Below are 24,845 nucleotides of genomic sequence, written 5' to 3'. Positions count from 1 at the left end.
ATGGAGCGACTTGCGCGGATCCTTGTCACGGGTCACGAGCCCGTCGAACAGATCCGTCTCGTCCTTGTGCACAGTGATCGCGCGGTACGACTCGGGAAGCGGCAGGGCGGCGAAGTCGGCGGACACGGCGTCCGGCGATTGGATCGCGGCCAGGATGTCCTTCATGGTCACGGTGGTGCCTCCTGCGGTGAGCGCCTGGGGAGGGCGGGGCGCTGAGGGGTGCGTCGGTGCTGCTGCGGATGGGGTGGAGAGGTGCCGTCGGTTCGGCAGGGGTGGTGCTTCGGCAGCGCTTTGTGGCGCGGGAGGTTGCCTGTGACGCAGGCGTCCGGGCGCGCGAGCCAGGGGGCTCGCGGGGACAGCAGGGGTGCGTACGGTCGTCGCACTCCGGCCGCCCGGACAACTTCACCGTATGACACCGCGTGTCAGGTGACAAGGCACTGAGTGCCAGAACTCGCTCTCAAATGAAATCTTTACGTAACAAATGAGCGATGATCGATCGAACCGGCCGTGAAATCCGCTCGAAATGGGGCCCACGCATGGCAGAACGGCCACCTTGCGGGTGGCCGTTCTCCTGGGGGAGCGCCGGATCAGCGCTCCTTGAGCGCCTGCTCGATGGTGCGCATCACCTCGTCCAGCGGGGCGTCGGTGCGGGCCACCGTCACCAGGACCTCGCCCTGCGGGGAGACCGTCGCGGGAACGGCAGCGGAGCCGGGCGTGGACGCGGTGGCGCGCCCGACCCCGATCCCGGTGCCGAACGTCTTCCGGACGATCCCGAAGGCATGGTCCAGCTGGGCCTCGACATCGCCCTGGCCGTCCGCCCGCAGCCAGCGCCTGAGCACATGGTTGTGGGCGGTGACGACGGCGGACGCGGCCACCTCCGCCAGCAGCGGATCGTCGTTGGCGTCGTCGTCGTGGGCGTGCTCGTCGAAGTGGCCGAGGAGATAGCGGGTGAAGAGGCGCTCGTAGCGGGCCACCGACGCGATCTCCGCCTCGCGCAGGGTGGGCACCTCACGGGTGAGCTTGTAGCGGGCGACCGAGATCTCCGGCTGCGCCGCGTACATCCGCATGACCTCCTTGATGCCGCGGCACACGGTGTCGAGCGGATGCTCGTGCGCGGGGGCCGCGTTGAGCACGGCCTCCGCCCGGATCAGCGTGTCGTCGTGATCGGGGAAGATCGCCTCTTCCTTGGAGCGGAAGTGCCGGAAGAAGGTGCGCCGGGCGACCCCGGCCGCGGCCGCGATCTCGTCGACGGTGGTCGCCTCGTACCCCTTGGTCGCGAACAGTTCCATCGCTGCGGCCGCCAGTTCCCGGCGCATCTTGAGCCGCTGGGCGGCGGCGCGGGAGCCGGTGGCACGCTCCGGCGCGTCGGGCATGGCTGGTGTACGTGCGGACTTGGCGGGCTGGGACATGCCCCGAACGTACTGCATGTGCGCAGCTTGGCGCGCATGACCGGGATTTCCCCCGCCCCTCGGCGGCGGGGGCGGTGCGGCGGGGCCGAGCAGTCCGCCCCAGGCCTCGTCCCCCGCGGTCCCGCCGCGCCCGGTGAATCCGTCGCCGGGACGCTCAGCGGCGGGCATACTCGCGGAAGCCGCGGCCGGTCTTGCGGCCGAGGCAGCCCGCGGCCACCAGATGCTCCAGCAGCGGGGCCGGGGCCAGCCCCGGGTCGCGGAACTCGCGGTGCAGCACCTTCTCGATCGCCAGGGAGACATCGAGCCCGACGACGTCCAGCAGCTCGAAGGGGCCCATCGGATAGCCGCCGCCCAGCTTCATCGCCGCGTCGATGTCGTCGAGCGAGGCGTAGTGCTCCTGCACCATCTTGATCGCGTTGTTCAGGTACGGGAAGAGCAGGGCGTTGACGATGAAGCCGGCCCGGTCGCCGCAGTCGACGGGGTGCTTCCTGACGGTGGTGCAGACCTCGCGGGCCGTCGCGTGGACGTCGTCCGCGGTGAGCACGGTGCGCACCACCTCGACCAGCTTCATGGCCGGCGCCGGGTTGAAGAAGTGCATCCCGATCACGTCCTGCGGGCGCGAGGTGGCGCGGGCGCAGGCGATCACGGGCAGCGAGGACGTGGTGGTGGCGAGGACCGCGCCCGGCTTGCAGACCTTGTCCAGCGTCGCGAACAGCTGCCGCTTGACCTCCAGGTCCTCGGCGACCGCCTCGACCGCCAGATCGACGTCGGCGAAGGCGTCGCAGGAACCGGCGGGAGTGATCCGGTCCAGGGTCCGGGCCGCCACCTCGGCCGTCAGCCGCCCCTTGTCGACGGAGCGCGACAGCGACGCGCCGATCCGGGCCCTGGCGGCCCGTGCCTTGTCCTCGCTGCGGGCGGCGAGCACCACGTCGTACCCGGCCTTGGCGAACACCTCGGCGATGCCCGCGGCCATGGTCCCGGAACCGGCGACACCGACCGAGCGGACCGGGCGGCCCGGGGTGAGGAAGGCGCCCTCCAGCGGGGTCAGCGCGTCCCGCACCATCGTGGCGCTGCCCGGGGCCTCGTAGGTGTAGAAGCCACGGCCCGACTTGCGGCCGGTCAGGCCCGCCTCGCTGAGCTGCTTCAGGATCGGCGCGGGGGCGTGCATCCGGTCGCGGGAGGCGGCGTACATGGCCTCCAGGACCGTGCGGGCGGTGTCGACGCCGATGAGGTCGAGCAGGGTCAGCGGGCCCATCGGCAGGCCGCAGCCCAGCCGCATCGCGGCGTCGATGTCCTCGCGGGAGGCGTACTTCGCCTCGTACATCGCGGCGGCCTGGTTGAGGTAGCCGAACAGCAGGCCGTCCGCGACGAACCCCGGCCGGTCGCCGATCGCGACCGGCTCCTTGCCCAGCTCGATCGCGAGGTCCGTGACCGCGGCGACGGCCTGGGGCGCCGTCAGCACGGACGAGACGACCTCGACGAGCCGCATCGCGGGCGCCGGGTTGAAGAAGTGCAGGCCGAGCACGCGCTCCGGGTGGGCCGAGTCGGCGGCCAGGCGGGTCACCGAGAGGGCGTTGGTGCCCGTCGCCAGGATCGTCTCCGGCCGCACGATGCCGTCCAGTTCGCGCAGGACCTGCTGCTTGATCTCGTACGACTCCGGGACCACCTCGATGACGAGGTCGGCGCCGGCCGCGGCCCGCAGGTCGGTGGAGATGCGGACCCGGGCGAGCGCGTCCGCGCGCTCCGGTTCGCTCAGCCGCCCGCGCAGCACGGCGCGTGCGGTGGCGGCCTCCAGGGCGGCGCGGGCGCCGGCGGCCGCGGCCTCGCTGACGTCGATGCCGACGACATGGCGGCCGGCCTTCGCGAGGACCTCGGCGATGCCGGTGCCCATGGTGCCCAGGCCGACGACGGCGATGGTCCTGAGCGGGGACAGAGAGGTGTCGGACAGGGGAGTGGCCATCGCGGGACTCCAGGAATGAATGAGGGTGACGACGGGAGACGCGCCCCTGGTACGCCGGGGGCGCACGGGGTGCGCAAAGGAGTGCGGGTGCCGCCCGGACTGCGGGCACACCCGCCCAGGAAGCGGTTGAGGCCGACCGGCTCTGTCCCGAAGCCGGGTCGTACGGCGGTACACGGGGTACCGAACCGACCTACGCCCACGACGGCTGCGTCACCAAACCGTCGCGAGCGGGCGCGAGTGGGTAACTCGCTCGTCTGAGCTTAACCGGTGGGTAACGAGCGCGCCAGCCCCCCACGCCCGCCCGTAGCGGAACGCGGTTTGCCATGTGGGCCCCCGGCGCCGCGCGGCACGCCTAGTCTGTGACGCGTGGACGAAGAGTTGCGATCGCTCACGGAGCGCTTACGGCAGGAGTCACGCGGAGCGGCTGCGTACCAGCGGCTGGCCGCGACGGACGACCTCGACGAACTCGCGGAGGTGCTCGTCGCGGCCGGACAGCCGCTGTGGGCCAGGGAACTGGCCGCGTTCCGGCTGGGCGTCGCGGGCGACCGGCGGGCCTTCGAGGCGCTCGTGCTGCTGCTCAACCACCGTGATCCGCCGCGCTGTGCCTCCGCCGCCCACGCCCTCGCCCGCCTCAGCGACCCGCGCACGGCCCGCGCCGCCGCCGCCCTCGCCACCAACGAACTGCGCGTCGCCTACGCCCTGCACCCGGTCCGGCTGCTGGCGGAACTGCGCGCCCCCGAGTCCGTGCCGGCGCTGATCACCACCCTGGAGCGGCGGCTGCGCCCGCACGACCCCTACCGCCGAGTGGCCCTCGCCTGTGTGGAGGGGCTCGGCACGCTCGGCGACCCCCGCGCCAGGACCGTCCTCAACGAGGCCCTGGCCCACCCGGCGCTCGCCGAGGCCGCGGCACACGCCCTGACCCGGCTCCCCACACGAAGATGACGCCCCGTCAGGCGGCCAGTGTCCGCACGTACCGCACCTCGGGCACCTGCACGCCGTCCACGTCGAAGGGCTCCTCGGCGCCGTCCGGCCGGAACCCGGCCCGCTCGTAGAAGCGCCGGGCGCGCGCGTTCCCCTTCAGCACCCACAGGAACATCCGCGGATGGCCCGCGCCCGCGCGCTGCCGGACCGACTCCGTCAGCAGCGCCCGCCCGATGCCGCTCCCCAGCCGCCCGGGGTCGACGTACAGCGCGTACAACTCGGCGTCGGCGGTACGCGCGTCACCGTCCCGGTACGGCCCGTGCGCCGCCCAGCCGACGATCTCGCCGTCCCGTTCGGCCACCAGGTTCCGCACCGGGCCCGTCCCGTCGCCGAAGTGCGCGCGCCGCCGCTCGGCGTCCGCCGACACGCTGAGCGTGTCGAGGCGGGGCTGGGGCAGGAGGTTGCGGTAGGCGTGCTGCCAGCCGTGGACGCGGATCTCGGCGACGCGGTCGCAGTCGGCGAGCGCCATGGGCCGCACCAGTGGCACGGTCACTCGGCCACCACCGCGAACGCCTCGATCTCCATCAGGAACTCCGGGCGCACCAGCGCGGCGACCTGCACGGCGGACGCCGCCGGCAGCCGGTCGTCGGGTATGTGCGCAGCGCGGGCGGCGCGGATCGCGGGCATATGGGCCATGTCCGTGACGAAGTAGGTGAGTTTGACGACGTCCGCGAAGTCCGCGCCGGCGGCGGCCAGGCAGCGCCGCAGGTTCTCGAACACCTGGCGGGCCTGGGCCGCCGGGTCGCCCGCGCCGACGAGCACGCCGTCCCCGTCCAGGGCGAGTTGGCCGGAGACGGCGACGAAGCGGCCGGTGGCGGCCACGACATGGGCGTACTGCGCGGCGGGGGCGACCCCGTCGGGGGCGGGAATCCTGATCGGCTCACTCATGCGTCCATGGTGGACCAGGGGTCCGACAACGCCCCCGCGGGGCCGCGGGATCGTGCGGTGCTCAGCCGCGGAAGCCGAGCAGGCCGTGCAGGGCCGAGCCGCGGGCCGCGGTGGACGCCCCCTTGGTGCCGAGCGGCTCGGGACCGGGTGTCCGCGAGCACACCGCGTCCGCCGCGCCGCCGCCTCGTGGCACCGTGCCGTCGGTCAGATAGCGGGCCAGATGCTCGTCGAGGCAGGCGTTCCCGCTCAGGGTGACGCCATGGTTCCCGCCGCCCTGCTCGACCACCAGGCTGGAACCGCGGAGCAGGCGGTGGACCGTCACGCCGCCCTCGTACGGAGTGGCCGCGTCGTCCGTCGCCTGGAACAGCAGCGCCGGCGGCAGCTTGCCGTTGGCGATGTTCACCGGTCGCAGGGTGCCGGTGGGCCAGAAGGCGCACGACGCGTTGTACCAGGTGTTGTTCCAGGCCATGAACGGTGCCTTCTGGTACACCGCCCAGGTGTCCCGGTGCCACCGGTTCCAGTCGCGCGGCCAGGCGGCGTCACGGCACTGCACCGCCGAGTAGACGCTGAAGCCGTTGTCGTCGGACCCGTCCACGGCGCCGAAGTCCTCGTACGCCGCCACCAGCGGGCCGATCTTCTTGTCGTGCACGTACGCCGCGAACGCCTCGGCGAGCGGGGGCCAGTAGCCGTCGTAGTAGCCGCCCGGCATGAAGGTGTCCTCCAGCTCGGCGGCGCCGACCTTGCCGCCCGCCGGCTTCGCGGCCAGCGCCGCCCGCATCGCGTACCACTCGGCCTCGACCGCCGCGGGGTCGGTGCCGAGCCGGTACACGGAGTCGTGCTCGGCGATCCAGGCCATCAGGGCGCGGTGGCGGTCGTCGAAGGCGTGGTCCTGGGTGAGGTTGTCCTCGTACCAGACGCCGGTCGGGTCGACGACCGAGTCCAGCACCAGGCGGCGCACCCGCTCCGGATACAGCTTCGCGTAGACCGCGCCCAGGTAGGTGCCGTACGAGTAGCCGAGGTAGTTGATGCGCTGCGCGCCGAGGGCCCGCCGGATCAGGTCCAGGTCCCGTGCGGTGCTCACGGTGTCGATGTACGGCAGTACGTCCGCGTACTTCTTGCCGCAGTCCGCGGCGAACGCCCGCACCCGGGTGAGGTTGGCCCGCTCGATCGCGGGCGTGCCCGGCACCGAGTCGGGCCGCACCGCGTCGAAGTGGCCGGGCCGGCAGTCCAGGGCGGGCGTGCTCCTGCCGACGCCGCGCGGGTCGAAGCCGATGACGTCGTACTGGGCCGCCACCGCCTCGGGCAGCGCGGACGCGACGAAACCGGCGAGCGACAGACCGCTGCCGCCGGGGCCGCCCGGGTTGACCAGCAGCGGGCCCTGGGAGGTCGCGGCGGTGTGCGGGACGCGGGAGAGCGCGAGCGTGATCTGCCTTCCCTGCGGGTGCGCGTGGTCGAGGGGCACCTTGAGAGACGCGCACTGGAGCGCCGGATAATCGGTGGTGCCGCACTCCTTCCAGGTGAGCTTCGCGGCCGAAGCGGCAGGACCGGAAGGGGCGGTGGCGGTGACGGGGGCGGCCGGGGCGCCCGTCGCGGCGTGCCGCGGGTTCGCGCCGGCGGGGACGGCCGTGAGCGACCCGGCCACGACGACGGCGGCACCGCACAGCACGGCAGCGCGTGTTCTCATTGCGTCCTCTCAGGACGGAGGGATCCGGACCGCGAGGGGCGCGGTCCTCGCCGCATCGTCCCGGAATGGACGCCCGAAAGAACCTGTTCTGGTGATAGTTGACCCAATTGGGCCGCTGGATGCGCTCGAACGCTCTCAGATCAGCGTGAGTTGGACCGGCTCGGCCGTCTCCGTTCCCTGGGCCGGCGGCAGCACCGGCTCCGGCGGCCGGATGCGGCGCGGCATCCCCGCGCGCGTGGGACCGATGCCGTACTCCCGGGCCAGCTCGTGCACCTGACGGGTGATCCGGCGCTGGTACCACTTCGGCGCATAGGAGCCCTCCGCGTACAGCCGCTCGTAACGGCGCACCAGGTGCGGGTGGTGCTGCCCGAGCCAGGCCATGAACCACTCGCGGGCCCCGGGCCGCAGATGCAGCACCAGCGGGGTGACGGAGGTCGCCCCGGCGGCCGCGATCGCCCGTACGGTGGCCCGCAGTTGGGCCGGGTGGTCGCTCAGGAACGGGACCACCGGCGCCATCAGCACGCCACAGCCGATGCCGTGCTCGCCGAGGGTCCGCACCACGTCGAGGCGGCGTTCGGGCGCGGGTGTGCCCGGCTCCACGGTGCGCCACAGGCCGGGGTCGGTGAAGCCGACGGAGACGGAGATGCCGACGTCCGTCACCTCCGACGCCTGCTTGAGCAGGTCCAGGTCGCGCAGGATCAGCGTGCCCTTGGTCAGGATCGAGAACGGGTTCGCGCGGTCGCGCAGCGCGGCGATGATGCCCGGCATCAGGCCGTAGCGGCCCTCGGCGCGCTGGTAGCAGTCGACGTTCGTGCCCATCGCGATGTGCTCGCCCTGCCAGCGCGCGGAGCCGAGCTGGCGGCGCAGCAGCTCGGGCGCGTTCACCTTGACCACGATCTGGGTGTCGAAGCCGATCCCGGTGTCGAGGTCCAGGTAGCTGTGCGTCTTGCGGGCGAAGCAGTACACACAGGACCAACAGCTCGCCTTGGATGGCGCCGGTAGCCCCGGCGGATTCTCCCGCGCCGGACGCGGCACGGGAAGGCGGATCGGGCATGCGGTACGCGGCCGAGCCGCACGCCCCTGGCCGGGAATGGGCCGTGTTGCGGTGCGAGACCAGGTCACGGTGCCAGTGCAGCACAGTGTCGGGGCGCACCAGCAGCCGTGCCCGGCGCAGCACACCGCGCGGGAGCCGGTGCAGTGGCGCGGCCAGGAACACCCGGTCACTCGGGGCGAACCGCACCCGGTCCCGACCGGGCCGGCGTTCCAGCACGGGTGATCTGATGACGCAGCGCGAGGATCTCCGTGTCCGTGTCCTGGTTGCTCACCGGCAGCAGCCGCAGCAGGGCGAACACGTTCGCCACATACGGGCAGGCAAGCCGAAGCAGTACGACAGATCATCCTGCCGGGGCACTCACCAGGTACCCAGAGCACCCGCCCAAACGCCCGGGCTCGACACCACCCGTACACCAGCCCCCACCAGGAAGGATGAGTTTCTTGGCAGGCGCAGGGCCTGTCGAGGCGCCGGTTGGCGAGAATCATGATGTGGTCCGGGTGCCGGAGCCTGACATGCTGACTGTCTGAGGTCCGCGTTACGGTATCTGGACCTAGGAGCGAGGGAGGCGTGGACCGTGACGGCGAGCGCCGATCATCTCAAGGCGATGCTGAATGCACACGCTGCCGGCGACGACGACCGGTTCTACAGCATTGCGCTGCAGGTGGCGGCGAAGTCTGCACGCCAGGGTCACACGCGCCTGGCTGGCGAGCTCCGGGAGGTCATTGAGGCCTCGCGGGCGGAAAAGATCGGCCGCCAGTCCACGCCGACTCCAGTGGTGCAGCCGCGCGGTGAGCTGGCAAGTTTGCTCACCGCCGATTACCCCGCCACACAGCTGACTGATATGACCCTTGCGGAGAGCACCCAGACGGCACTGGAGAAAGTGCTGCATGAACAGCGCCAGCGTGGCCGGCTGGAGCGCTTCGGCTTCGTGCCTGTGCATCGGCTGCTGCTGTCCGGCCCTCCGGGAACCGGCAAGAGCATGACCGCGGCCGCGCTCGCCCGTGAGCTCGGTCTTCCGCTGTTCACCATCCGGCTGGACGGGCTGATCAGCCGGTTCATGGGGGAGACCGCCGCAAAGCTCCGCCTCGTCTTCGACGCCGCTGCACAGACCCGTGCCGTCTACCTCTTCGACGAGTTCGATGCGCTGGGAGCGGACCGCGCCAGCAGCAACGATGTCGGAGAGGCGCGCCGTATCCTCAACTCCTTCCTTCTCTTCCTGGATCAGGCGCCCGCGGAGAGCCTGGTGGTGGCCGCGACCAATCACCGCCGCCTCCTGGACACGGCGCTCTTCCGCCGATTCGATCTGGCGATCGTCTATGACCAGCCGTCGACCAGTCAGGCGATCGAAATTCTTCGACGACGTCTCGCCGCAATGGACACATCAGAAGTAAAGTGGGCAGATCTCTCTGCTCTCACAGAGCAGCTGAGTCACGCTGAGCTGGTCAAGGCTGCTGAGGCGGCCGCCAAGCGGGCGATTCTCGGGGGGAGCGACGCGATCGATGCCGACCATCTGAGGGACGCCCTCAACGAAAGGCACCTCCTGCGTCATGCCTGAGGGTTCCCCTCCGAGCGCCCCGCATCTCCTGGTTCCCTGGTCACCGAGAACCCTCACCCCACGGCCGCCCGCCCCTGCCGTGCAGCCCTCGAAGCTGGTGGACAGGTCCGCGGACCGAGCCGGACACGCGAGCCGACTGAAGACCGACGTCGAAGAAGTACAGAGCGAGGCTCTCCTTCACCGTCAGACCGTCGATGACCGCGACCGGGCCGCTGGCTTCGCGGTGACCGTTCAGGCTGCACCCGAGCACGAGCTGAAGCTGGACTCCCTCGACAAGTCCGACCTCACGCTCATGAACGTCCGTGAGGCGGATGAGCAGCACCCTCAGGAAGCGGTCGTCTGGATCCCGGACGGTGCAGTTCCCACTCTGCTGAGGAAGATCGACCAGTTCGCCGCCGAGGACAGTCCCTCCGGCAGCCCCAGAAACGCTGCACTCGTCGCCAATATCGAGCAGATCGAACGAGCCACGGTCGAGAATCTGTGGCAGGAGAAGCTGCCACTGCCCGACGAAGGCGCCGACGTCTGGTGGGAGCTGTGGATCGACTCCAAGCTCAGTGACTCGGACGCGGTGGAGACCCTGCGCCGGCTGGCACAGGCCAACGGATGGCAGGTGGCACAACGGACCATCGGTATCGCGCAGTTCAAGGTCGCCCAGGTCCACACCAGCATCCGCGGGCTCACACAGATCCTGCGTACCAACGCCTGCCCGTCCGAGATCCGCAAACCTACCTTCACCGAGGAACTCCACAGCCGCGCACTGCGAGAGCTGCACCGCGACTTCGTCGCCGACCTGGTGAACCGGATCAGGCCCGCCTCCACCGGCGCACCCGTAGTCACTCTGCTCGATACGGGCGTGGATCAGGAGCACCCGCTGCTGCGGCCTGTGCTCATCGCCGCCCACAGCGTCATGGGCCAGGAGGGGCCGGACGACAACCATCCCCAGGGGCACGGCACCAGGATGGCCGGTCTTACCGCGTTCGGAGATCTGGAGAGCGCGCTCACGTCCCTCACCCCGGTCCAGCTCGACCACCACGTGGAGACAGTCAAAATCCTCCCACGCAGGCAACTCGACATTCCCCGTCCGCACGGTGAAGTGACCGCGACGGCCGTCGCCACGGCGGAGACAGCCGATCCGGAGAATCCGCGTACCCGGGTCTTTGGTATGGCGGTGACCGCCGAGTCCGGTCCGGACAGCAACGGCACCGACGGAACAGCCACCCTGTGGTCCGCATCGGTGGACGCTGTCGCTGCCGGCACCGACATCACCGTCACCGACGACCGCATCGATCTACTGGGCCCTCCCGAGCCCACCCAATCCCGACTCCTGGTCATCTCGGCCGGCAACATCCGAGACCACCGGGCCACCGACCTTATCGCCGCCGACGGGAGCTCCACCCACCTGGCCCTGTGCGACACCTCCCGCATCGAAGACCCCGCCCAGGCGTGGAACGCCCTGACCGTCGGCGCCCATACCGAGATCGACCACGTACCCACCCACCAGGACTACGCCGGCTACCGCGCCGTTGCGGCCCCGGGAACCCTGTCACCGCACAGCCGCACCTCCGTGATGTTCAAGGAAGCCGCAGCATGCAAACCTGACATCGTGATGGAAGGAGGCAACCTCCTCGTCGACCAGGAGGTCACCCGAGTCGACGGCCACGACGCGAGCTCGCTGACCACCACGGCCCGCTCGCACCTCGGCCAGCTCCTCACCACCATTGACGCCACGAGCGCGGCGACCGCCCAAGCCGCCCGCCTGGCCGCCCTGGCACATGCCCGCTACCCGAACCTGCGGGCGGAGACGGTCCGGGGCCTGCTTGTTCATGAGGCCCAGTGGACGGATGCCATGACCGAAGGCGTCTTCAACCGGAACGGACGCCGCAAGATCTCCGCAGGGCAGTTCACGCGCACCGTGCTGCGACGCTACGGCTGGGGCGTCCCCACCGAGGAGCGGGTGCTGGCCAGCACCGCAAGCGCGGTCACCATGATCATCCAAGGCTCCCTGGTGCCCTTCGTCCGTGAACGACGCGACATCCGCCTCGGCGAACTCAAACTCCACGAACTGCCCTGGCCCCGCGAACAGCTCCTCGACCTCGGCGCCGCCGAAGTCCGGCTGCGGGTGACCCTCTCCTACTTCATCGAGCCCAATCCAGGCCGCAAGGGCATGCTCGGACAGCACACCTACGCATCCCACCGGCTCCGCTTCGCGCTCAAGGGCCCCTACGAGACCACACAGCAATTCGAAGGCCGCATTGCACAAGCCGCCCAGGCCGAGGACGACGCTCGCACCACGATCCGGCCCTTCGACAGCGACCGCAACTGGCTCGTCGGTCCGACCAACCGAGAACGCGGCAGCCTGCACGCAGACATCTGGCGAGGAACCGCCCAGGAACTCGCCGACTGCGGTGTACTCGCCGTCTATCCCGCCGGCGGCTGGTGGAAGTACAACAACAGCGCCAACCGAGTCGGGCGCCCCATGACCTACGGCCTGCTCGTGTCACTGACCACACCCGAAGTCACCGCCGACCTCTACACACCCACCGCCATCCAACTCGGCGTCCCCGTACCCACCGAGATCGCCAGCGCCGTCGAAACCTCCATCATCGACTCTCGACTCTTTTAGGGACTTTCGTTTGGAGCAGCGGGCGGACCAGAGGAAGATGCCGGCGATGTGGAGTCCGGCCAGGTAGATGGTGGCGGTCTTCTCGTAGCGGGTGGCGATGCCTCGCCACTGCTTCAGGCGGTTGGTTGGGTAGGCCGCGCGACGAGGTGCCTGCCATGTGCAGGCCCTTTTCCGCACGGCCCCCCTCCGAACCCGCCGTACGAGTTTCCCCGTAACGGGCTCTCCAGTGACCTATTTCGTGACGCTACCGGTTGGCTTTCCTGAGTGGATCGTGTCATGGCAGCCGATGCAGACAACCAGAGTCTTGCGCCGTTTCTTCACCATGACCTGATGCCATTCGGTAGGCGGCTCTACCCTGTCGAGGTCAGCGAGTTTTCGGATGTGGTGCACCCGCACGTCTTCCGACGTCCCGCATAGCTCGCACTTCCCCTTCAAGAGCCGGGTAATCAGCTCCTTTCTGGGGTGGGGGTTGGCCGCTTGACGGTCCGTGAGGATCACTGCCTTCTGTCGCGTCAGTGAGATTCCGCCGAATCGTGCGACCAGTGGCTTCCTGCCTGCACTGCGGGAGACCTTGGCTTCGAAGCATGTGCGGGGCCCATTCGGTGTCTCGATCTTGGCCTTGTAGCGGGCCGCCATCTTGGACACCGTCGAGCGATACTTCGCTGCCAGTGTCTTGAGCAACGAGGTTTCCATGGCCCAACGCAGCCGATGTAATCGGCATACATTGCCGGCCAGGAGGTAGTACTGGACGATGCCCCGGTATTCGGCCCCGTAGACGTTGACGATGGTGTAGTCGTCGTCGTTCAAGAGTTGGGGCCGGTGCGCGGGTTTTCCGCGGCTGAGGTATATGGATGCCTTGTCCCGGATCACCTTTGCTGGCACACGTAGAGCAATCGAACCGTTAGCCGTCCTGCGGCCTCGGGTTGCCTGCCTGTCGTTGTGTTGCACGGTGATCTCGTATCCGAGGAACGATGCCGTGCCCCCCTTACGGGCATGGGTGATCAGTGTCTTCTCTGGCGATAATTCCAACTTGACGTCTTCACGAAGGAATACCGCGAGCTGCCGTTTGATCTCCTCGGCCTCGGATCTCGGCCCGATGAACCCAAGAAGGGTGTCATCGGCGTATCGCACATAGCGCAGTCTCCGGAAGCCCGGATCGTTCGGATCCACGCTGGGGATACTGCGCTGCTGCTTGCGAAGTGACCGGACTTCGGCCCGATCTCCCCGCCTGCGAGCGCGCGCGATCGCGTTGACCACCTCCAGGTAGGCAGGGTTGCGGGCCCTGGTTCGCCCTCGGGTGTTGTGCGGAATCAGAACCTTCTCGACAAAACTGTCCAGTCGGTGCAGGTAGATATTGGACAGCAGCTGAGAGAGTACTCCGCCTTGAGGTGCCCCGCTGAGCGTGGCTCCCCAGGTCCAGTCCTCCATGTAACCGGCCTCAAGCATGTTGCGCACGAGCCGAGGAAACCGGCCATCGTGAATCCGTTCTGCCAGCGTCTCGATAACGACTTGAAGGTCGATCGAACCGAAGCAGTCAGAGATATCACCTTCGATGAACCAGGTCGTACCCGTCCAGGTATTGCCCACCTCCGTCAAGGCGGTGTGACAGCCCCGTTTGGGCCGGAACCCGTGGGACCGGTCGGAGAACTGCGGCTCGAAGTATGCCTCCAGAAGGAGACGCATCACCTCGCCGACGAGCTTGTCCGACCAGGTCGGCAGTCCAAGCGGCCGGGTCTTCCCATTCTTCTTGGGAATGTTGACTCGTTTTACTGGGCTGAACTGGTAGCGCTCGTGACGCATCGCATCAACGATGCGACCTACCTTGCCCAGTGACATGCCGTCCACGGTTTCTTGCGAGACTCCCGGCGTCATCGCCCCTTTATTGGAGTAGATGCGGCCGTAAGCCGCCAGGTACAACTGCGGGTTGAACATTTGCCGATACAGCTCACTACATGACAGACCACGTCTGCCGCGCTCACGAAGGATGCCTAACACCGTGTCGGCACTCTGCATTTCGCATACCTCCCGGTCTCATTCGCATCCAGTCACCTGTGCCCCTTCGCCCTGCGAGCGGCTTTCCCGCTCTCCTCAGCAGGTCGTTACTCCTGCGACTACTACGGGCACTCCGTCGCCCTAGGGTTCGCACCCCGTAGGCGATCCCACGTTCGTCCTTGTTGTACGTCATAGCGTGACGTAGGCGCCCCACTCATCTCCTTCAATGCCCTCACTGGGCATCGCCCCATGTCGCGGAAGGTATGTCGGCCATGCATCAAAGCCGCCACAGGACATGGCATCGGTTTCAGTAGCCTTTCCGATGGATGCGAACTTTCATCGACTGGAGATTGGGGTTCAGGCAATCCAGCTTTCGCCTTATCACGCGGGCCCCTCAGCGCACCGTCCCTGGCAACTGAGCCCGGTCACTGATTCTCTGGCATGCTCTGGTCCCCTTCACCTTTCGGATCCAGGTGAGCCATCAGGCCCAGGAATATCCCTCCAATTCCTCCCGGCTGTGCCGGGGATACAACAAGGCGCCTCGTGCCGCACATGCACCGTTCGACGGTGTTGCGCTGCTTGTAGGCCTCGCGGTCGAAGGCCGGTGGCCGACCGCCCCGGCTGCCGCGTCACAGCCGGTGGCTCCGCTGATCGGCGGGCACCAGGATGACCGCCCGGATTTTGCGTCTGCGCAGGTGGTCGCGGATCGCGCGGGGCGAGTAGGACTTGTCCGCCAGGACCACGTCCGGCCTGGTGCGCGACGGCCACGCCGTCGGGGACCGCGCAGGCGGGTCATGACGTCCGTGAAGGCGGGTGCGTCGCAGGCCTTCACGGCGGTGAGGACGAACGTCTGGGGCCGGCAGCGGGCATCGGCAGCGAGGCGCTGGTTCAAATCCGGCCGCCGCTACGAGTTCCGGCCCTCTCGACGCATACCGCCGAGAGGGCCGGAAGCGTGTACAAGCAGAACTTCGGTGATGTGGAACCGGTACCCGCCGCAGTTCTGCACGGGTGGCTTTTGCCCTCTCCTCCACGCCGGCCGCATACCCGCCCACGCTGCGGGTGATCGTCGCGGTCAGCGCAACCCGCGCTCTTCCTCCGGAAACTCGTGGATCAAGAGTTCATCCGTCTCGTCGCTGTCGCCCTCGTCAGCTGCGGTATCGGCCGGCGTGTGGACTTCAAACAGGTGGAGAGCCGCGTCGCCGACCACCGCCAGGCGGTGGCCGCTGGAGTCGAAGGCGGCGTCGTAGACATGAGAGTTGGTCTTGATCCAGCAAACCGTATGCATGTCGCTCAGCCGGAACAGACCGATGTAGTTGGGGTGGGCGAGCATGACGGCGTGCGTGTCGCTGGCGGTGATCCGCCAGATGCTGGGATGGTGCGCTGCCGGGCGGGCTGTCCGATAGGTCGAGCGTGCAGCGGCTTCCTGCCGCTGCACGGCTTCGGTCAGGTTCCAGACGCTGAACACACGGTCCCCGTCATCGGTGCCGGCGACTGCGACGATGCGGTCGCCGCGGGTTGTGAAGCAGGCATCTGCCCAGCGTTGCGCATCTGCGGGGGAGCCGAGCTCCGTCACGAGCTGCCCTGCGGCTGTGAAGACTCGCAACGGCTCGGACGGCAGCCCGATCAGATGGTGCAGTTCATCCGGTGCGAAGTGCACGACGACTGGGGGACCGCCGCGGGGGCGCCGTTGAGCCGGTACACCGACTTCCGCTGGCCAGCGATGCCGGGCCGCGGGATCACGTCCGGGGAAGGGATAACCGTCGTGGGGGGTTACGCAGGTCTCCCGCAGCTGCACACTGATCCAGCGCCCATTTTCTCCTGCGACGGCCACACTTCGAGCATCGGGGCTCCAGCGCACATGCAGGAACGCGGTCGCAACGGGGGCTGCCGCCCTGGTGGGGAAGGGGCGTTCGGTGTTCCAGAACTGCAGCAGGCGCCGGTCGCTGGTGGTGACAAGGCGGGTGGTGTCGGGCTGCCATGACACACAGTCCTGATCGTGGTGGTAGGACCCCAGCGGAAGGGAAGAAGTGAGCACGGGAGGGTTGTCCGGCGACAAGAGGTGGTCGGGCGGGACGCTCCAGAAGGTGATCTGTGCTCCGCCCAGGCGTGGCCACACAGGAGCTTCGCGCACGGCGAGCTGCCTCCCGTCAGGCGACCAGTACACGGTCGCTTCACGGGCGTGCTCCATGCGCCAGAGCATACGCCGGGTGAACGGATCCACGACGGCCACGGCGCGTTCTTCCAGATCCACGACCAGGGTACGGCCGTGGGGACGCCACATGAGAGACCTGCCCCGGCCCCACAACAGCGGGGACTGCCACTGTTGCGGCTCCTGGTGGGCGAGGGCCGGATCGGCCCACCTGCGCAGCACCCCGACGTCCTGTCCAGCGGCGGTGCGCCGTGAGGAGTGCGCGATGAGGCCGTGCACGGGATGCCAGGTGAGGGACACCTCGCCTTCCGCGCAGGCGTCCTCGCTGCCCGCCAGGGAAATCGGTTCGCTGTCGCAGGCGAGGTCGTACAGTCTCACGTCCGTGTCACTTGCGACGGCCACCCTGCGGGAATCGGGCGACCAGCACAGGGCCGGCGGCAGCTGCCGAAAGAGCGCGAGGGAGGCCGGCACGGGCACGGCCAAGATCTCCCTGCCGGCGCGAAGGTCATAGACGATCACGTCGTTACGGTGGACACGGGGGGCATTGCGAGGCCTCCCCTCACTGTCGTGCGGCTCGGCGAAGCGGTCACTGACACCGACGAGTGCCAGTCGGGTACCGTCCGGACTCCACCGCACGCGGCTGAAGATCACATCACCTTCCATCGCCCACTCTCGTGCCCCCGTATCCCCGGCGTCGATGATTTCCAGAGGGGGGACGCGGCCTGCGATGGCGAGGAACCGGCCGTTCGGGTGCCAGTCGGCATCACGGAATTCGCCAAGTTCCGCGGCAGCCACGGAACGTTCGAGTGCCGGATGGTCTCGGTCTACCGGTGGGTGAACAGACCGGAGACCGCCGCCTTCGCGAGCCTGGCCGGTGTGGCTCAGCCACTGCGCCAGCGGATGCACTCCCAGACAGCGGTTCTCCAGGGTGAGGGCAAGGTCGTGGGCCGAGAGCGGGCCCGTGAATACGGGAGCCTCCCTGCGCACCAGGTCGGCCAGAGCGCCGGCCGCGGTGTCCCCGGGGACCGCAGCGGTGTAACGGACCAGGTCGGCGTACAGGGCAGTCGGGCCCGACAGGGCAAGCCGCTGAGCGAGGAACCGGACATCGCGCAGGGTGTTGCCCAGTTCCTGCACCATCCCTGCCTGCAGCAGATGGAAGGCCAGGCTGTCGGTGAGCGGCATGTCGGCGCGAGGAAGTCGGTGCCATCCCTGTGAGGGCCGCATCGTGCCGAGGAGTTGACGGCTGAACTCGGGTACCTGATCGCATTTCAGAATGCGCACGGCCTGCCGGGTGATGTCATGCAAACGCAGGCCCTCACCGCCGACCACCGTGCACAGCGACCGGCTGGCGAAGCGGTCGCCCTCCGCGCGGGCACGCAGGTCACTGACGTCCCACAGCCGGTGCAGCAGCCGAAAAGGAATCGTCTCCCCAGCAGGGAAGGCTGCCAGGGAAACGAACCGCTCTTCGCAGTCCTGGCCCCCCATCGCGACAAGATCCGCCAGACTCAACTCAAGGGTGCGCGCGATACCGGTGACCACATCCGCGTCGGACAGATCATCCAGCGTCAGGATGCCGTACTCCTTGAGCTCGTGCGCAAGCGCGCGCACGGCCTCACGTACGTCCATGCCATGCTGCTGCACCAGACTCCGCAACACACCGGAGATCATTGCCAGGGCCAGCGGCCAACACCCCACGCGGTCCAGCAGCGGCCGCAGCGACACGCTGTCGGCAGTGCCCTCCACGCCCAGGACCGCGATGGCCTGCGCCACGGACATGTCGCCGACGTGGATGCTGACACCCTCGAGCAGACCTGTGCGGCGCGTGGTGACCAATAGCTGCACCCCATCTCCCAGCCCTTCGAAGGGGCGCAGATCAACCGCACTCCAGACGTTGTCGACGACCAGCAGCACCCGCCGTCCTGTCAGCACCGACCGCAGGGCCTGCGCAGCAGCAGGCACATCCGCATACGGACCAGGAAACGGCCAACCGCTGAGCAGAGCTGCCATATCGGACAGGCAGCGGGCCACACGGTCGGCCCCCGGTTCCCGCTCGACCTCCGCCCACAGCACCCCGTCCGGGAACGACTCCCGGATTCCCGATACGGCACATGCCCAACTCGCCAGCGTCGTCTTGCCGAAACCACCTGGTCCATGCAGCACGACCGCGCCCTTGCCCCGCCGAAGCGCCTCCAGCAACTGCTCCGACTCATGGGGACGTGGGACAAACCGATCCGGAAGAACAGGAGCCATGGCGGGCGGACACACCGTGCGCGGTGATCCCGATCCCCCGGAGGACGGCGAGCCGCCACCACTGTCACCGGCTGACACGCCGACAACCCTCGACCGCTGCGTCGTGCCGACACTGCCACCGGCCGCCGCGGTACTCGCGTTCCGCGCCTGCCGCCGCCACTCCGCCCATCGGTCCGAGGACAACAGCCCAGGCCGCACCGTGGCCTCTGAACGGCCCTCCCGCCTGCGAGCATGCCTGACAGTCAGCACCATCGCGGCCACAGCCCGCTCACTGGGAACGTTCTTCCCCGACAACCAGTCACTGATCCGCTGCGCCGAGAAGCTCGGCGGCCGCTTCGGCGCGTGGGCCATACGCCGTTCGACGCCGGCTGCCTGGCGTCCGAACTCGGCTCTGGACAATCCGGAAGCAGAGATCAGTTCTTGCAGACGCTGAGCGAACTGCTGCTGGGCCTTCGCCGGTTGTCCGTGCTCCGGCACCGTCCTACCTCCGGTTTCCTCCGGTGCTGGTCCGCTCCGGATTTTCCCAACCTAGCGTTCCTGCCTGCAGTTTCACCGCATGACGTGGCACCGGCAGCTGACTTGAGCCGGACAGAACCGCAATCTGTGGCCCATGACGAACACACAGAAGTCCTGCTCCAAGTCCTCCCGCGCCGAAAAGGGCACCCGACACGATCTACTGGCGGCGGTCTTGGCGGGCGCCGCCACAGGACTCGCGGACACCTTGGCCCGTCTTGCCATCCAGGCGGCGCAGATCTGGCTCCAGAGCTGACGCACAACGCCGCAGCCTCTCGAGGATGGCCCCAGCCGACATCTGCCTGGGGCCATCGGCTCGATTACCGTTTTACGAGTTGGTGCGTGATAGCGGGTGAGGTGTCGTGCCTGGCCGGTGGCATGATCCGTCTGTGGCGATCATGGTCAATCGGGCGGTGCTGGCGCATCGGCTGTTCACGGGGATCTCTCGGCGTCATCTCGCGTGCCTGGTCGAGGAGTTGGCGGTGCCGTGGCAGGCCGGGGTCGAGGGTCGTCGCCATGCTGCGCGAGGTGGAGCCAGGAAGCGGGCCGCGGGAGCCGGCGCCCGCCACCAGTTGGTCTTCGTCGACCGGCTGGTGGCCACGCTGATCCATCTGCGGCACGACCTGCCGCACTCGGTACTGGGGCTGCTGCTCGGCGTCGACCGCTCCACCATCACCCGTGCGATCACAGAGATACGTACGCTCCCGGCCGAGCGGGGGTGCGCGGTCCCCGACCGCCCCGGCCTGCGCCTTCGGACACTGGCGGACGTGTTCGCCCACGCCCAGGCCGAGAACATCGAGCTGCGGCTGGATGCCACCGAGATCCAGGTCCGCCGACCACCGGCCGGCCGCGGCGGCCGGCGCGCATTCGTTTCCGGCAAGAAGAAGCAGAACACCATGAAGGCCACCGTCATTGCTGACTGGCGGGGCCGTACGTTATGGACCGATGCCCTGCGGCCCGGTCGTATGCACGATGCCACGGCCGCCCGCAACGGGGGCATCGCTGTCTGCTTCCAGCACTTCCCCGACGTCGAGGTCCTCCTGGACGACGGCTACCTCGGCCTGAGCCGCGACCACCGCGGGCAAGCGATCACACCGCCGAGAAAACCGCGTCCGGGAGCACTGCCCGGCAGAGTCCAGCAGTGGGAACGCGACCGCCACGGGCACTCCTCCGACCGGATCACGGTCGAGCACGCCCTCGCCGACCACAAACGCTGGAAGCAACTGACGCGCTGGACCCACCGACGCGACCGCCTGCCCGACACCTACCGCGCCATCGCCGGCCTCGTCTCCGACCGCACCGTCACCGCCTGAAAACAGGCCACATCAGGCCAAATACGGCTCACCCGCTATCACGCACCAACTCGTAAATGCTCGGCCGGCTCTGGCGGAACCGGCGCGAACGGGCCGAGGGAATCGAGATTCTCCGCAAGCACGAGGTGTCCGTGCTGTGCGTCAAGGGCCCCGAGCTGGACCTTACGACGGCCGCTGGCCGCCTCCTCGCCGGCCTCCTCGGCGAGGTCGACACGTTCGAGGTCGAGCAGATGTCGGAGCGGGAGCAGCGGGAGATGCGCCAGCGCGTCGAGCGCGGCCTGCCGCCGACCGGGCCGCGCTGCTTCGGTTACACCGCAGACGGCGCGGAGCTCGTCGAAGACGAGGCCGCCGAGGTCAAGGACTGCTTTCACGCGCTGCTCGCTGGAGCGACCTTCTCCGGCATGGCCGCCGACCTCAACGAGCGGGGCATCCTCAACCGCAACGGCAGACCCTGGTCACACAACGCCATCCGCGGCGTACTCCTGAACGAGCGCTACGCAGGGCTGCGTCAGTACCGCGGTGAGCTGTACCCGGGTAAGTGGCCGGTCATCGTGGACGAGGCCACATGGCGGGAGGCGAAGCACGTCCTTGAGGACGAGAGCCGGGCGACAAGCCCGGGACCGGCCCGGCGGTGGCTGCTGTCGGGGATCGCCCGGTGCGGTGTCTGCAACGACGGGACGACCGTGACGTCCGGGTCGCGGGGCGGCCCGAAAGGCACGAGGGGGCTCACGACGCCGCTGTACCGGTGCCGGACGACGAAGCACCTGGCACGCGGTACGGAACCGATCGACCTCACCGTCGAGGAGTACGTGATCCGGCGCCTGTCGCGCCCCGACGCCGTCGATCTCCTCGCCGACGAGACCGCGCCGAGGACGGAGGAGCTGCGGGCGAAGACCGCTGCCTTGCGGTCCCGCATCAGCTCCCTGACCGACGAGTTCGCGGATGACGACGATGCGGACGCCGCCGAATTCAAGGCCGCTACCCGCAGGATCAAGGCCCGGCTGGCAGACATCGAGGCGCAGATGGCGCACCCGCAGCGGACGCGCATCCTGGTGGACATCGTGACCGCCGAAGAGCCCACCAAGGCCTGGAAGGAGCTGACGCTGGACCGGCAGCGCGCGGTCGTCGTAACGCTGGCCACGGTAACGCTCCTGCCCGGCTGTGCGGGCAGGGCGCCGTTCGATCCGCGATCGGTACGGATCGAGCCGCTTCAGGGGATGGGCTGACCCCGCGGGCGGAGCAGCCCGCGCAAGTGGTACGCCATGCAACACCCTGCCGGGGGGCCGTAGTTCCGTGGTCCGCGCCCGCGACCAGGCCGCGGGCGTCACCGAGGTCGTTGTCGGAGTCCCCGCGCTCCTTCGGGGTCCAGGCCGAGGCGCCCGAGTCATAGGCCTCGGCGAGCGGTACTCAGTGGTTGACGTCCGGCTTGCTCGCATTGCAGAGGGCGGAGCGTCTGCTTGTTGGTCCTGCTGGGGATCCCGGTCCAGGTCTCCTTGCGCATCAGATGCAGGGGCGCCGACAGTGTGAGCGCAGTGGCCTTGAGCAGGTCGTGGAAGTTGCCCCCGGTCCCTCGTTCGGCCTGGTCTTCTTCGCGTTGGTGTCCCGATGTGTATCCGGTACATCCTGGTACCTGGCTGGCCCGACGTCCTGGAGTCGGTGGACGACCTAGCCCGTTTCGTGTCCGAACTCGGCATGGTCGAACGGGTCGATGCCCTGGGTTCCACACGCTGGGCGCCCCGAAGCATCAAGCTCCCGATGTTCCCTTCCCGCTGCGTGAAATCCGGTGCCTGCCCCCGCTCTGATCGAGAGCGTCCACGCATCCTTCAGGAAGCATGAAGACAAGGCTTTTTGATCATCTCGGAATGAGGCGGATCCACGGTCACTCTTTCGGGTGATTCTCATGGACGAGGCCGTAGTTGTGGCCAACGACCATCCGTGCCCGTACGTCACGAGAGTGGCCGCTCCGCTCGTGGGGTTCCGTCGTGCACCAACGGCGCTCAAGTGGAGCGGCGTTGTCGGCCACGCGACCCGAAATCTTGGCCTTGGCGTGATGCTGATGACGCCCTCAGTGTTGGTCAGCCGGGGAGGTGAAGTCACATGGCCCTCTAAGATGTTCGCTCGGCCTGAGCATCCCCTGGAGTACCATGCGCCTCGAACACATCAGGATCGACAACTTCCGTGGACTGGACCACGTGGACATGTCGTTCTCCCGATTCGGCTGCCTCATCGGTGAGAACAACGCGGGGAAGTCGTCCGTGTTCCAGGCACTGAACATGTTCCTCCGCTCGGGCGCCGCGATCGCCACCGACTTCCTGAACCCGGCGCGTCCCATCCGTATCCAGCTCACCTTTGCAGGCATCGGCGCGACAGATCTGCAGCGCCTGGAGGAGAACCACCGTTCACGCATCGAACCTGCGGTTGCGGACGGAACTCTGACCCTGGCACGCACGTACAAGGGGGCCGGCAAGGGCGAGATGTGGGTGGTTCGGAAGGTGCCGAGCGACCAGCGCTTCAGGAAGACAGCCCTGGATGGGGTTCTCAGGCCCAAGATCTCGACCGAGGAGCTTGAGGCGAACGTCCAGCACACCTATCCGGAGATCTTCGCCAGGCTGTCGGGCAAGATCAACCGCACCGCGGTGAAGCGAGAATGGGCCGACTGCGTCGCGGCTCTTGAACCCCATGAGTACACCACCGGCGACGACCCGCTGATGACCGGCTTGGACAAGTCGGTGGCCCCCCTGCTGCCTGAGCCGATCTACATTCCGGCCGTCAAGGAACTCAACGACGACCTCAAGACAAGCTCGACAGCGACGTTCGGACGCCTGCTCTCCATCCTGTTCGAGGACATCGAACACCAACTGCCCGAGCTCGAAGCATCATTCGACAAGCTTCGAAGCCAGCTGAACGTTGTGGCCAAAGAGGACGGAAGCGAGTCGGACGGCCGGCTCCGGGAAGTGCGCGAGATCGAGTCGCTGATCCAGCGCAACCTTCAGGAGTCCTTCCCCCGGGCGAGCGTTCGCCTGGAGATTCCTCCACCGCGACTCCGCAGCCTGCTCGAAGAAGCGCATATCGCTGTTAACGACGGCATCAGTGGCCCGTTCAAGACCAAAGGCGACGGCCTGCGCCGCTCCGTGGCTTTCGCTCTCCTGCGAGCCTACGTGGATCTGAAGACCGCGAAGCCGACTCGGCCGGACAGTACTCAACAGCCCTGCCTGTTGCTGTTCGAGGAGCCTGAGGTGTTCTTGCACCCACAGGCGCAACGCAAGCTCTTCGAGGCCCTGACCGTCTTCTCCGACTACAACGATGTGCTGGTCAGCACACACTCGTCGGCCTTTTGTGCGCCTGGAGCGACCGGCACCTTCGTGAAGGTGGTCAAGGACCACACTTTGGATCCACCGGCCAGCCGGACCTGCGTGATCGACCTGTCCGACATGGACGCCCGGGATCAGTTCGAGATCATCACGCATGAGAACAACGAGGCGGCGTTCTTCGCCACCTCGGTGCTTCTCGTGGAAGGACCGAGCGACCGCACCCTCATCCCTCACATCGCGCGCACCCTCAGCCCGCAGTGGGACTTCGACAAGCAGGGGACGGCGATCGCCAAGGTCGAAGGCAAAGGAAGCATCGAGCGATACCGCCGCTTCTTCAAGCGCTTCGAGATGAGAGTCGCGGTCGTCGCGGACCTGGACGCCGTACTCGACGGGTTCGACAAACTCGGCGCGAGCGCCGACTGTCGGCAACTGCGCGACAAGGTCGTCTCGAAGGTCAACGAACTCGTAGAAGACGAGGATGCCAAGGTGTCCACCGGCACCCTCAAGAGCTTGAGCAAGAGTGGTAGTGCACGTGCCCTGTGGGAGCATGCACAGCTCAAGAGCGCGGAGCATGCGGAAGGACTGTGCGCGTTCGAGGAGTTGGACGCAGCGGTGAAGGCCTTCTTCGCCCGCTCCGCCTCCGGCGCCGCTCGGCGGATTCTCGAAGAAGCGGAGAACTCGGAGCTGGAGAAAATGAAGCTGGAGCTGCTGAGCATGCTTCGCCGCGAAGACATCTACATCTGGGAGCGGGGGTCGATCGAGGCCTACTACCCGGAGCTTCAGCCCAATGAGTCGAACAACAAGAACGACCGGGCCCGCATGTTCTGTGAGCACTACACCACGGCCGATGCTATCCGTGGGCTACCGGTGTTCAAGGAATCGACCATCTGCGAGTTCGACCTCGTCTTCGAGGCATTCTTCGGGACCTCTCGGCCGCAGTCAGCGGTGGTTCAGATTCCCGAGCAAACCACCGAGGGCAACCAGACACCTGTGCTCGATGCCCTGACCAAAGGCGATGAGGTGTGCAAGCCCCTCTAGTGAATGCCTCGATCCTTTTGAAGTCCGAGCGCTGCCATCAGCGGGAGCGATCCCTTCTGGACGGCGACGAGCAGGGAGGTACGACCGTGCGCTACCTGGCTTGGAGGCCGTGCGACGTCAACGGC

The 24,845-nt window shown here is 68.1% G+C and carries 16 protein-coding genes and 4 pseudogenes; 8 read left to right on the top strand and 12 right to left on the bottom strand.

What is annotated here, in order from left to right:
* From CTZ28_RS20600 to CTZ28_RS20590, 3 genes and pseudogenes are all read right to left on the bottom strand, one after another.
* Window positions 1-165: pseudogene (locus CTZ28_RS20600) on the bottom strand (crotonyl-CoA carboxylase/reductase); the annotation flags it as partial.
* 422 nt (window positions 166-587) lie between these two features.
* Window positions 588-1,409, bottom strand: a complete 822-nt coding sequence (locus CTZ28_RS20595) for a TetR family transcriptional regulator (protein WP_259471712.1) — start codon at window positions 1,407-1,409, stop codon at window positions 588-590.
* 154 nt (window positions 1,410-1,563) lie between these two features.
* Window positions 1,564-3,369, bottom strand: coding sequence for a 3-hydroxyacyl-CoA dehydrogenase family protein (locus CTZ28_RS20590; protein ID WP_121891111.1), 1,806 nt, complete (start codon window positions 3,367-3,369; stop codon window positions 1,564-1,566).
* A gap of 366 nt (window positions 3,370-3,735) precedes the next feature.
* Here CTZ28_RS20590 and CTZ28_RS20585 point away from each other — a divergent pair, with 366 nt between their 5' ends.
* A complete protein-coding gene (locus CTZ28_RS20585; protein WP_121891110.1) occupies window positions 3,736-4,311 on the top strand; it encodes an adenylosuccinate lyase in 576 nt (191 codons plus the stop codon).
* A gap of 7 nt (window positions 4,312-4,318) precedes the next feature.
* On the opposite strand, the gene CTZ28_RS20580 is transcribed toward CTZ28_RS20585, so the two are convergent.
* The 5 genes and pseudogenes from CTZ28_RS20580 to CTZ28_RS47095 form a co-directional block, all read right to left on the bottom strand.
* Window positions 4,319-4,819 carry a GNAT family N-acetyltransferase gene (locus CTZ28_RS20580; protein ID WP_121891128.1) on the bottom strand — a complete coding sequence of 167 codons (501 nt, stop codon included), beginning with the start codon at window positions 4,817-4,819 and terminating at the stop codon, window positions 4,319-4,321.
* A 20-nt stretch (window positions 4,820-4,839) separates the two neighbouring features.
* The gene (locus CTZ28_RS20575) at window positions 4,840-5,238 is read right to left on the bottom strand and encodes a RidA family protein (RefSeq protein ID WP_121891109.1); all 399 of its coding nucleotides are present in this window, start codon (window positions 5,236-5,238) and stop codon (window positions 4,840-4,842) included.
* A 61-nt stretch (window positions 5,239-5,299) separates the two neighbouring features.
* Window positions 5,300-6,922 carry an alpha/beta hydrolase gene (locus CTZ28_RS20570; protein ID WP_121891108.1) on the bottom strand — a complete coding sequence of 541 codons (1,623 nt, stop codon included), beginning with the start codon at window positions 6,920-6,922 and terminating at the stop codon, window positions 5,300-5,302.
* A 135-nt stretch (window positions 6,923-7,057) separates the two neighbouring features.
* Window positions 7,058-7,894: pseudogene (locus CTZ28_RS20565) on the bottom strand (radical SAM protein); the annotation flags it as partial.
* A gap of 248 nt (window positions 7,895-8,142) precedes the next feature.
* On the bottom strand, window positions 8,143-8,283 hold the full coding sequence (locus CTZ28_RS47095; protein WP_183154484.1) for a hypothetical protein: 141 nt from the start codon (window positions 8,281-8,283) through the stop codon (window positions 8,143-8,145).
* Between the two features lie 267 nt (window positions 8,284-8,550).
* Here CTZ28_RS47095 and CTZ28_RS20560 point away from each other — a divergent pair, with 267 nt between their 5' ends.
* The gene (locus tag CTZ28_RS20560) at window positions 8,551-9,531 is read left to right on the top strand and encodes an AAA family ATPase (protein ID WP_121891107.1); all 981 of its coding nucleotides are present in this window, start codon (window positions 8,551-8,553) and stop codon (window positions 9,529-9,531) included.
* A 223-nt stretch (window positions 9,532-9,754) separates the two neighbouring features.
* Window positions 9,755-12,154 (top strand): S8 family peptidase, encoded by a 2,400-nt coding sequence (locus CTZ28_RS20555; protein ID WP_183154483.1) that lies wholly within the window; start codon window positions 9,755-9,757, stop codon window positions 12,152-12,154.
* A gap of 27 nt (window positions 12,155-12,181) precedes the next feature.
* Here CTZ28_RS20555 and CTZ28_RS49575 read toward each other — a convergent pair.
* From CTZ28_RS49575 to CTZ28_RS20540, 4 genes and pseudogenes are all read right to left on the bottom strand, one after another.
* A pseudogene (locus tag CTZ28_RS49575) lies at window positions 12,182-12,277 on the bottom strand (IS5/IS1182 family transposase); the annotation flags it as partial.
* A gap of 108 nt (window positions 12,278-12,385) precedes the next feature.
* Window positions 12,386-14,167, bottom strand: coding sequence for a reverse transcriptase/maturase family protein (locus CTZ28_RS20550; RefSeq protein ID WP_183154482.1), 1,782 nt, complete (start codon window positions 14,165-14,167; stop codon window positions 12,386-12,388).
* A gap of 530 nt (window positions 14,168-14,697) precedes the next feature.
* A pseudogene (locus tag CTZ28_RS49570) lies at window positions 14,698-15,026 on the bottom strand (transposase); the annotation flags it as partial.
* Between the two features lie 192 nt (window positions 15,027-15,218).
* Entirely contained in the window at window positions 15,219-18,491 is a 3,273-nt protein-coding gene (locus CTZ28_RS20540; protein ID WP_183154481.1) for an NB-ARC domain-containing protein, read from the bottom strand.
* A gap of 52 nt (window positions 18,492-18,543) precedes the next feature.
* Here CTZ28_RS20540 and CTZ28_RS47090 point away from each other — a divergent pair, with 52 nt between their 5' ends.
* From CTZ28_RS47090 to CTZ28_RS20520, 5 genes are all read left to right on the top strand, one after another.
* Window positions 18,544-18,978, top strand: coding sequence for a hypothetical protein (locus CTZ28_RS47090; RefSeq protein ID WP_183154480.1), 435 nt, complete (start codon window positions 18,544-18,546; stop codon window positions 18,976-18,978).
* Between the two features lie 177 nt (window positions 18,979-19,155).
* Window positions 19,156-19,314, top strand: coding sequence for a hypothetical protein (locus CTZ28_RS47085; RefSeq protein WP_183154479.1), 159 nt, complete (start codon window positions 19,156-19,158; stop codon window positions 19,312-19,314).
* 142 nt (window positions 19,315-19,456) lie between these two features.
* Window positions 19,457-20,371, top strand: a complete 915-nt coding sequence (locus CTZ28_RS20535) for a transposase family protein (protein WP_183154488.1) — start codon at window positions 19,457-19,459, stop codon at window positions 20,369-20,371.
* A gap of 56 nt (window positions 20,372-20,427) precedes the next feature.
* Window positions 20,428-21,597: a recombinase family protein gene (locus tag CTZ28_RS20530; protein ID WP_121891104.1), complete on the top strand. Its 1,170-nt coding sequence runs from the start codon at window positions 20,428-20,430 to the stop codon at window positions 21,595-21,597.
* A 918-nt stretch (window positions 21,598-22,515) separates the two neighbouring features.
* The gene (locus CTZ28_RS20520) at window positions 22,516-24,720 is read left to right on the top strand and encodes an ATP-dependent nuclease (protein WP_121891103.1); all 2,205 of its coding nucleotides are present in this window, start codon (window positions 22,516-22,518) and stop codon (window positions 24,718-24,720) included.
* Window positions 24,721-24,845 lie beyond the last annotated feature (125 nt).

Source organism: Streptomyces shenzhenensis (assembly GCF_003688995.1).
GTDB classification, from domain to species: Bacteria; Actinomycetota; Actinomycetes; order Streptomycetales; family Streptomycetaceae; genus Streptomyces; species Streptomyces shenzhenensis_A.
Note: the sequence above shows the minus strand (reverse complement) of the source record. Positions and strands in the feature narration are given on the sequence as shown.

What these genes read in the sequence shown, in the direction of transcription:
- CTZ28_RS20595 (WP_259471712.1), bottom strand. Translation starts at nt 1,409, where the DNA reads ATGTCCCAGCCCGCCAAGTCCGCACGTACACCAGCCATGCCCGACGCG.
- CTZ28_RS20590 (WP_121891111.1), bottom strand. Translation starts at nt 3,369, where the DNA reads ATGGCCACTCCCCTGTCCGACACCTCTCTGTCCCCGCTCAGGACCATC.
- CTZ28_RS20580 (WP_121891128.1), bottom strand. Translation starts at nt 4,819, where the DNA reads ATGGCGCTCGCCGACTGCGACCGCGTCGCCGAGATCCGCGTCCACGGC.
- CTZ28_RS20575 (WP_121891109.1), bottom strand. Translation starts at nt 5,238, where the DNA reads ATGAGTGAGCCGATCAGGATTCCCGCCCCCGACGGGGTCGCCCCCGCC.
- CTZ28_RS20570 (WP_121891108.1), bottom strand. Translation starts at nt 6,922, where the DNA reads ATGAGAACACGCGCTGCCGTGCTGTGCGGTGCCGCCGTCGTCGTGGCC.
- CTZ28_RS20550 (WP_183154482.1), bottom strand. Translation starts at nt 14,167, where the DNA reads ATGCAGAGTGCCGACACGGTGTTAGGCATCCTTCGTGAGCGCGGCAGA.
- CTZ28_RS47090 (WP_183154480.1), top strand. Translation starts at nt 18,544, where the DNA reads ATGGCGGGCGGACACACCGTGCGCGGTGATCCCGATCCCCCGGAGGAC.
- CTZ28_RS47085 (WP_183154479.1), top strand. Translation starts at nt 19,156, where the DNA reads ATGACGAACACACAGAAGTCCTGCTCCAAGTCCTCCCGCGCCGAAAAG.
- CTZ28_RS20535 (WP_183154488.1), top strand. Translation starts at nt 19,457, where the DNA reads ATGGTCAATCGGGCGGTGCTGGCGCATCGGCTGTTCACGGGGATCTCT.
- CTZ28_RS20530 (WP_121891104.1), top strand. Translation starts at nt 20,428, where the DNA reads ATGCTCGGCCGGCTCTGGCGGAACCGGCGCGAACGGGCCGAGGGAATC.
- CTZ28_RS20520 (WP_121891103.1), top strand. Translation starts at nt 22,516, where the DNA reads ATGCGCCTCGAACACATCAGGATCGACAACTTCCGTGGACTGGACCAC.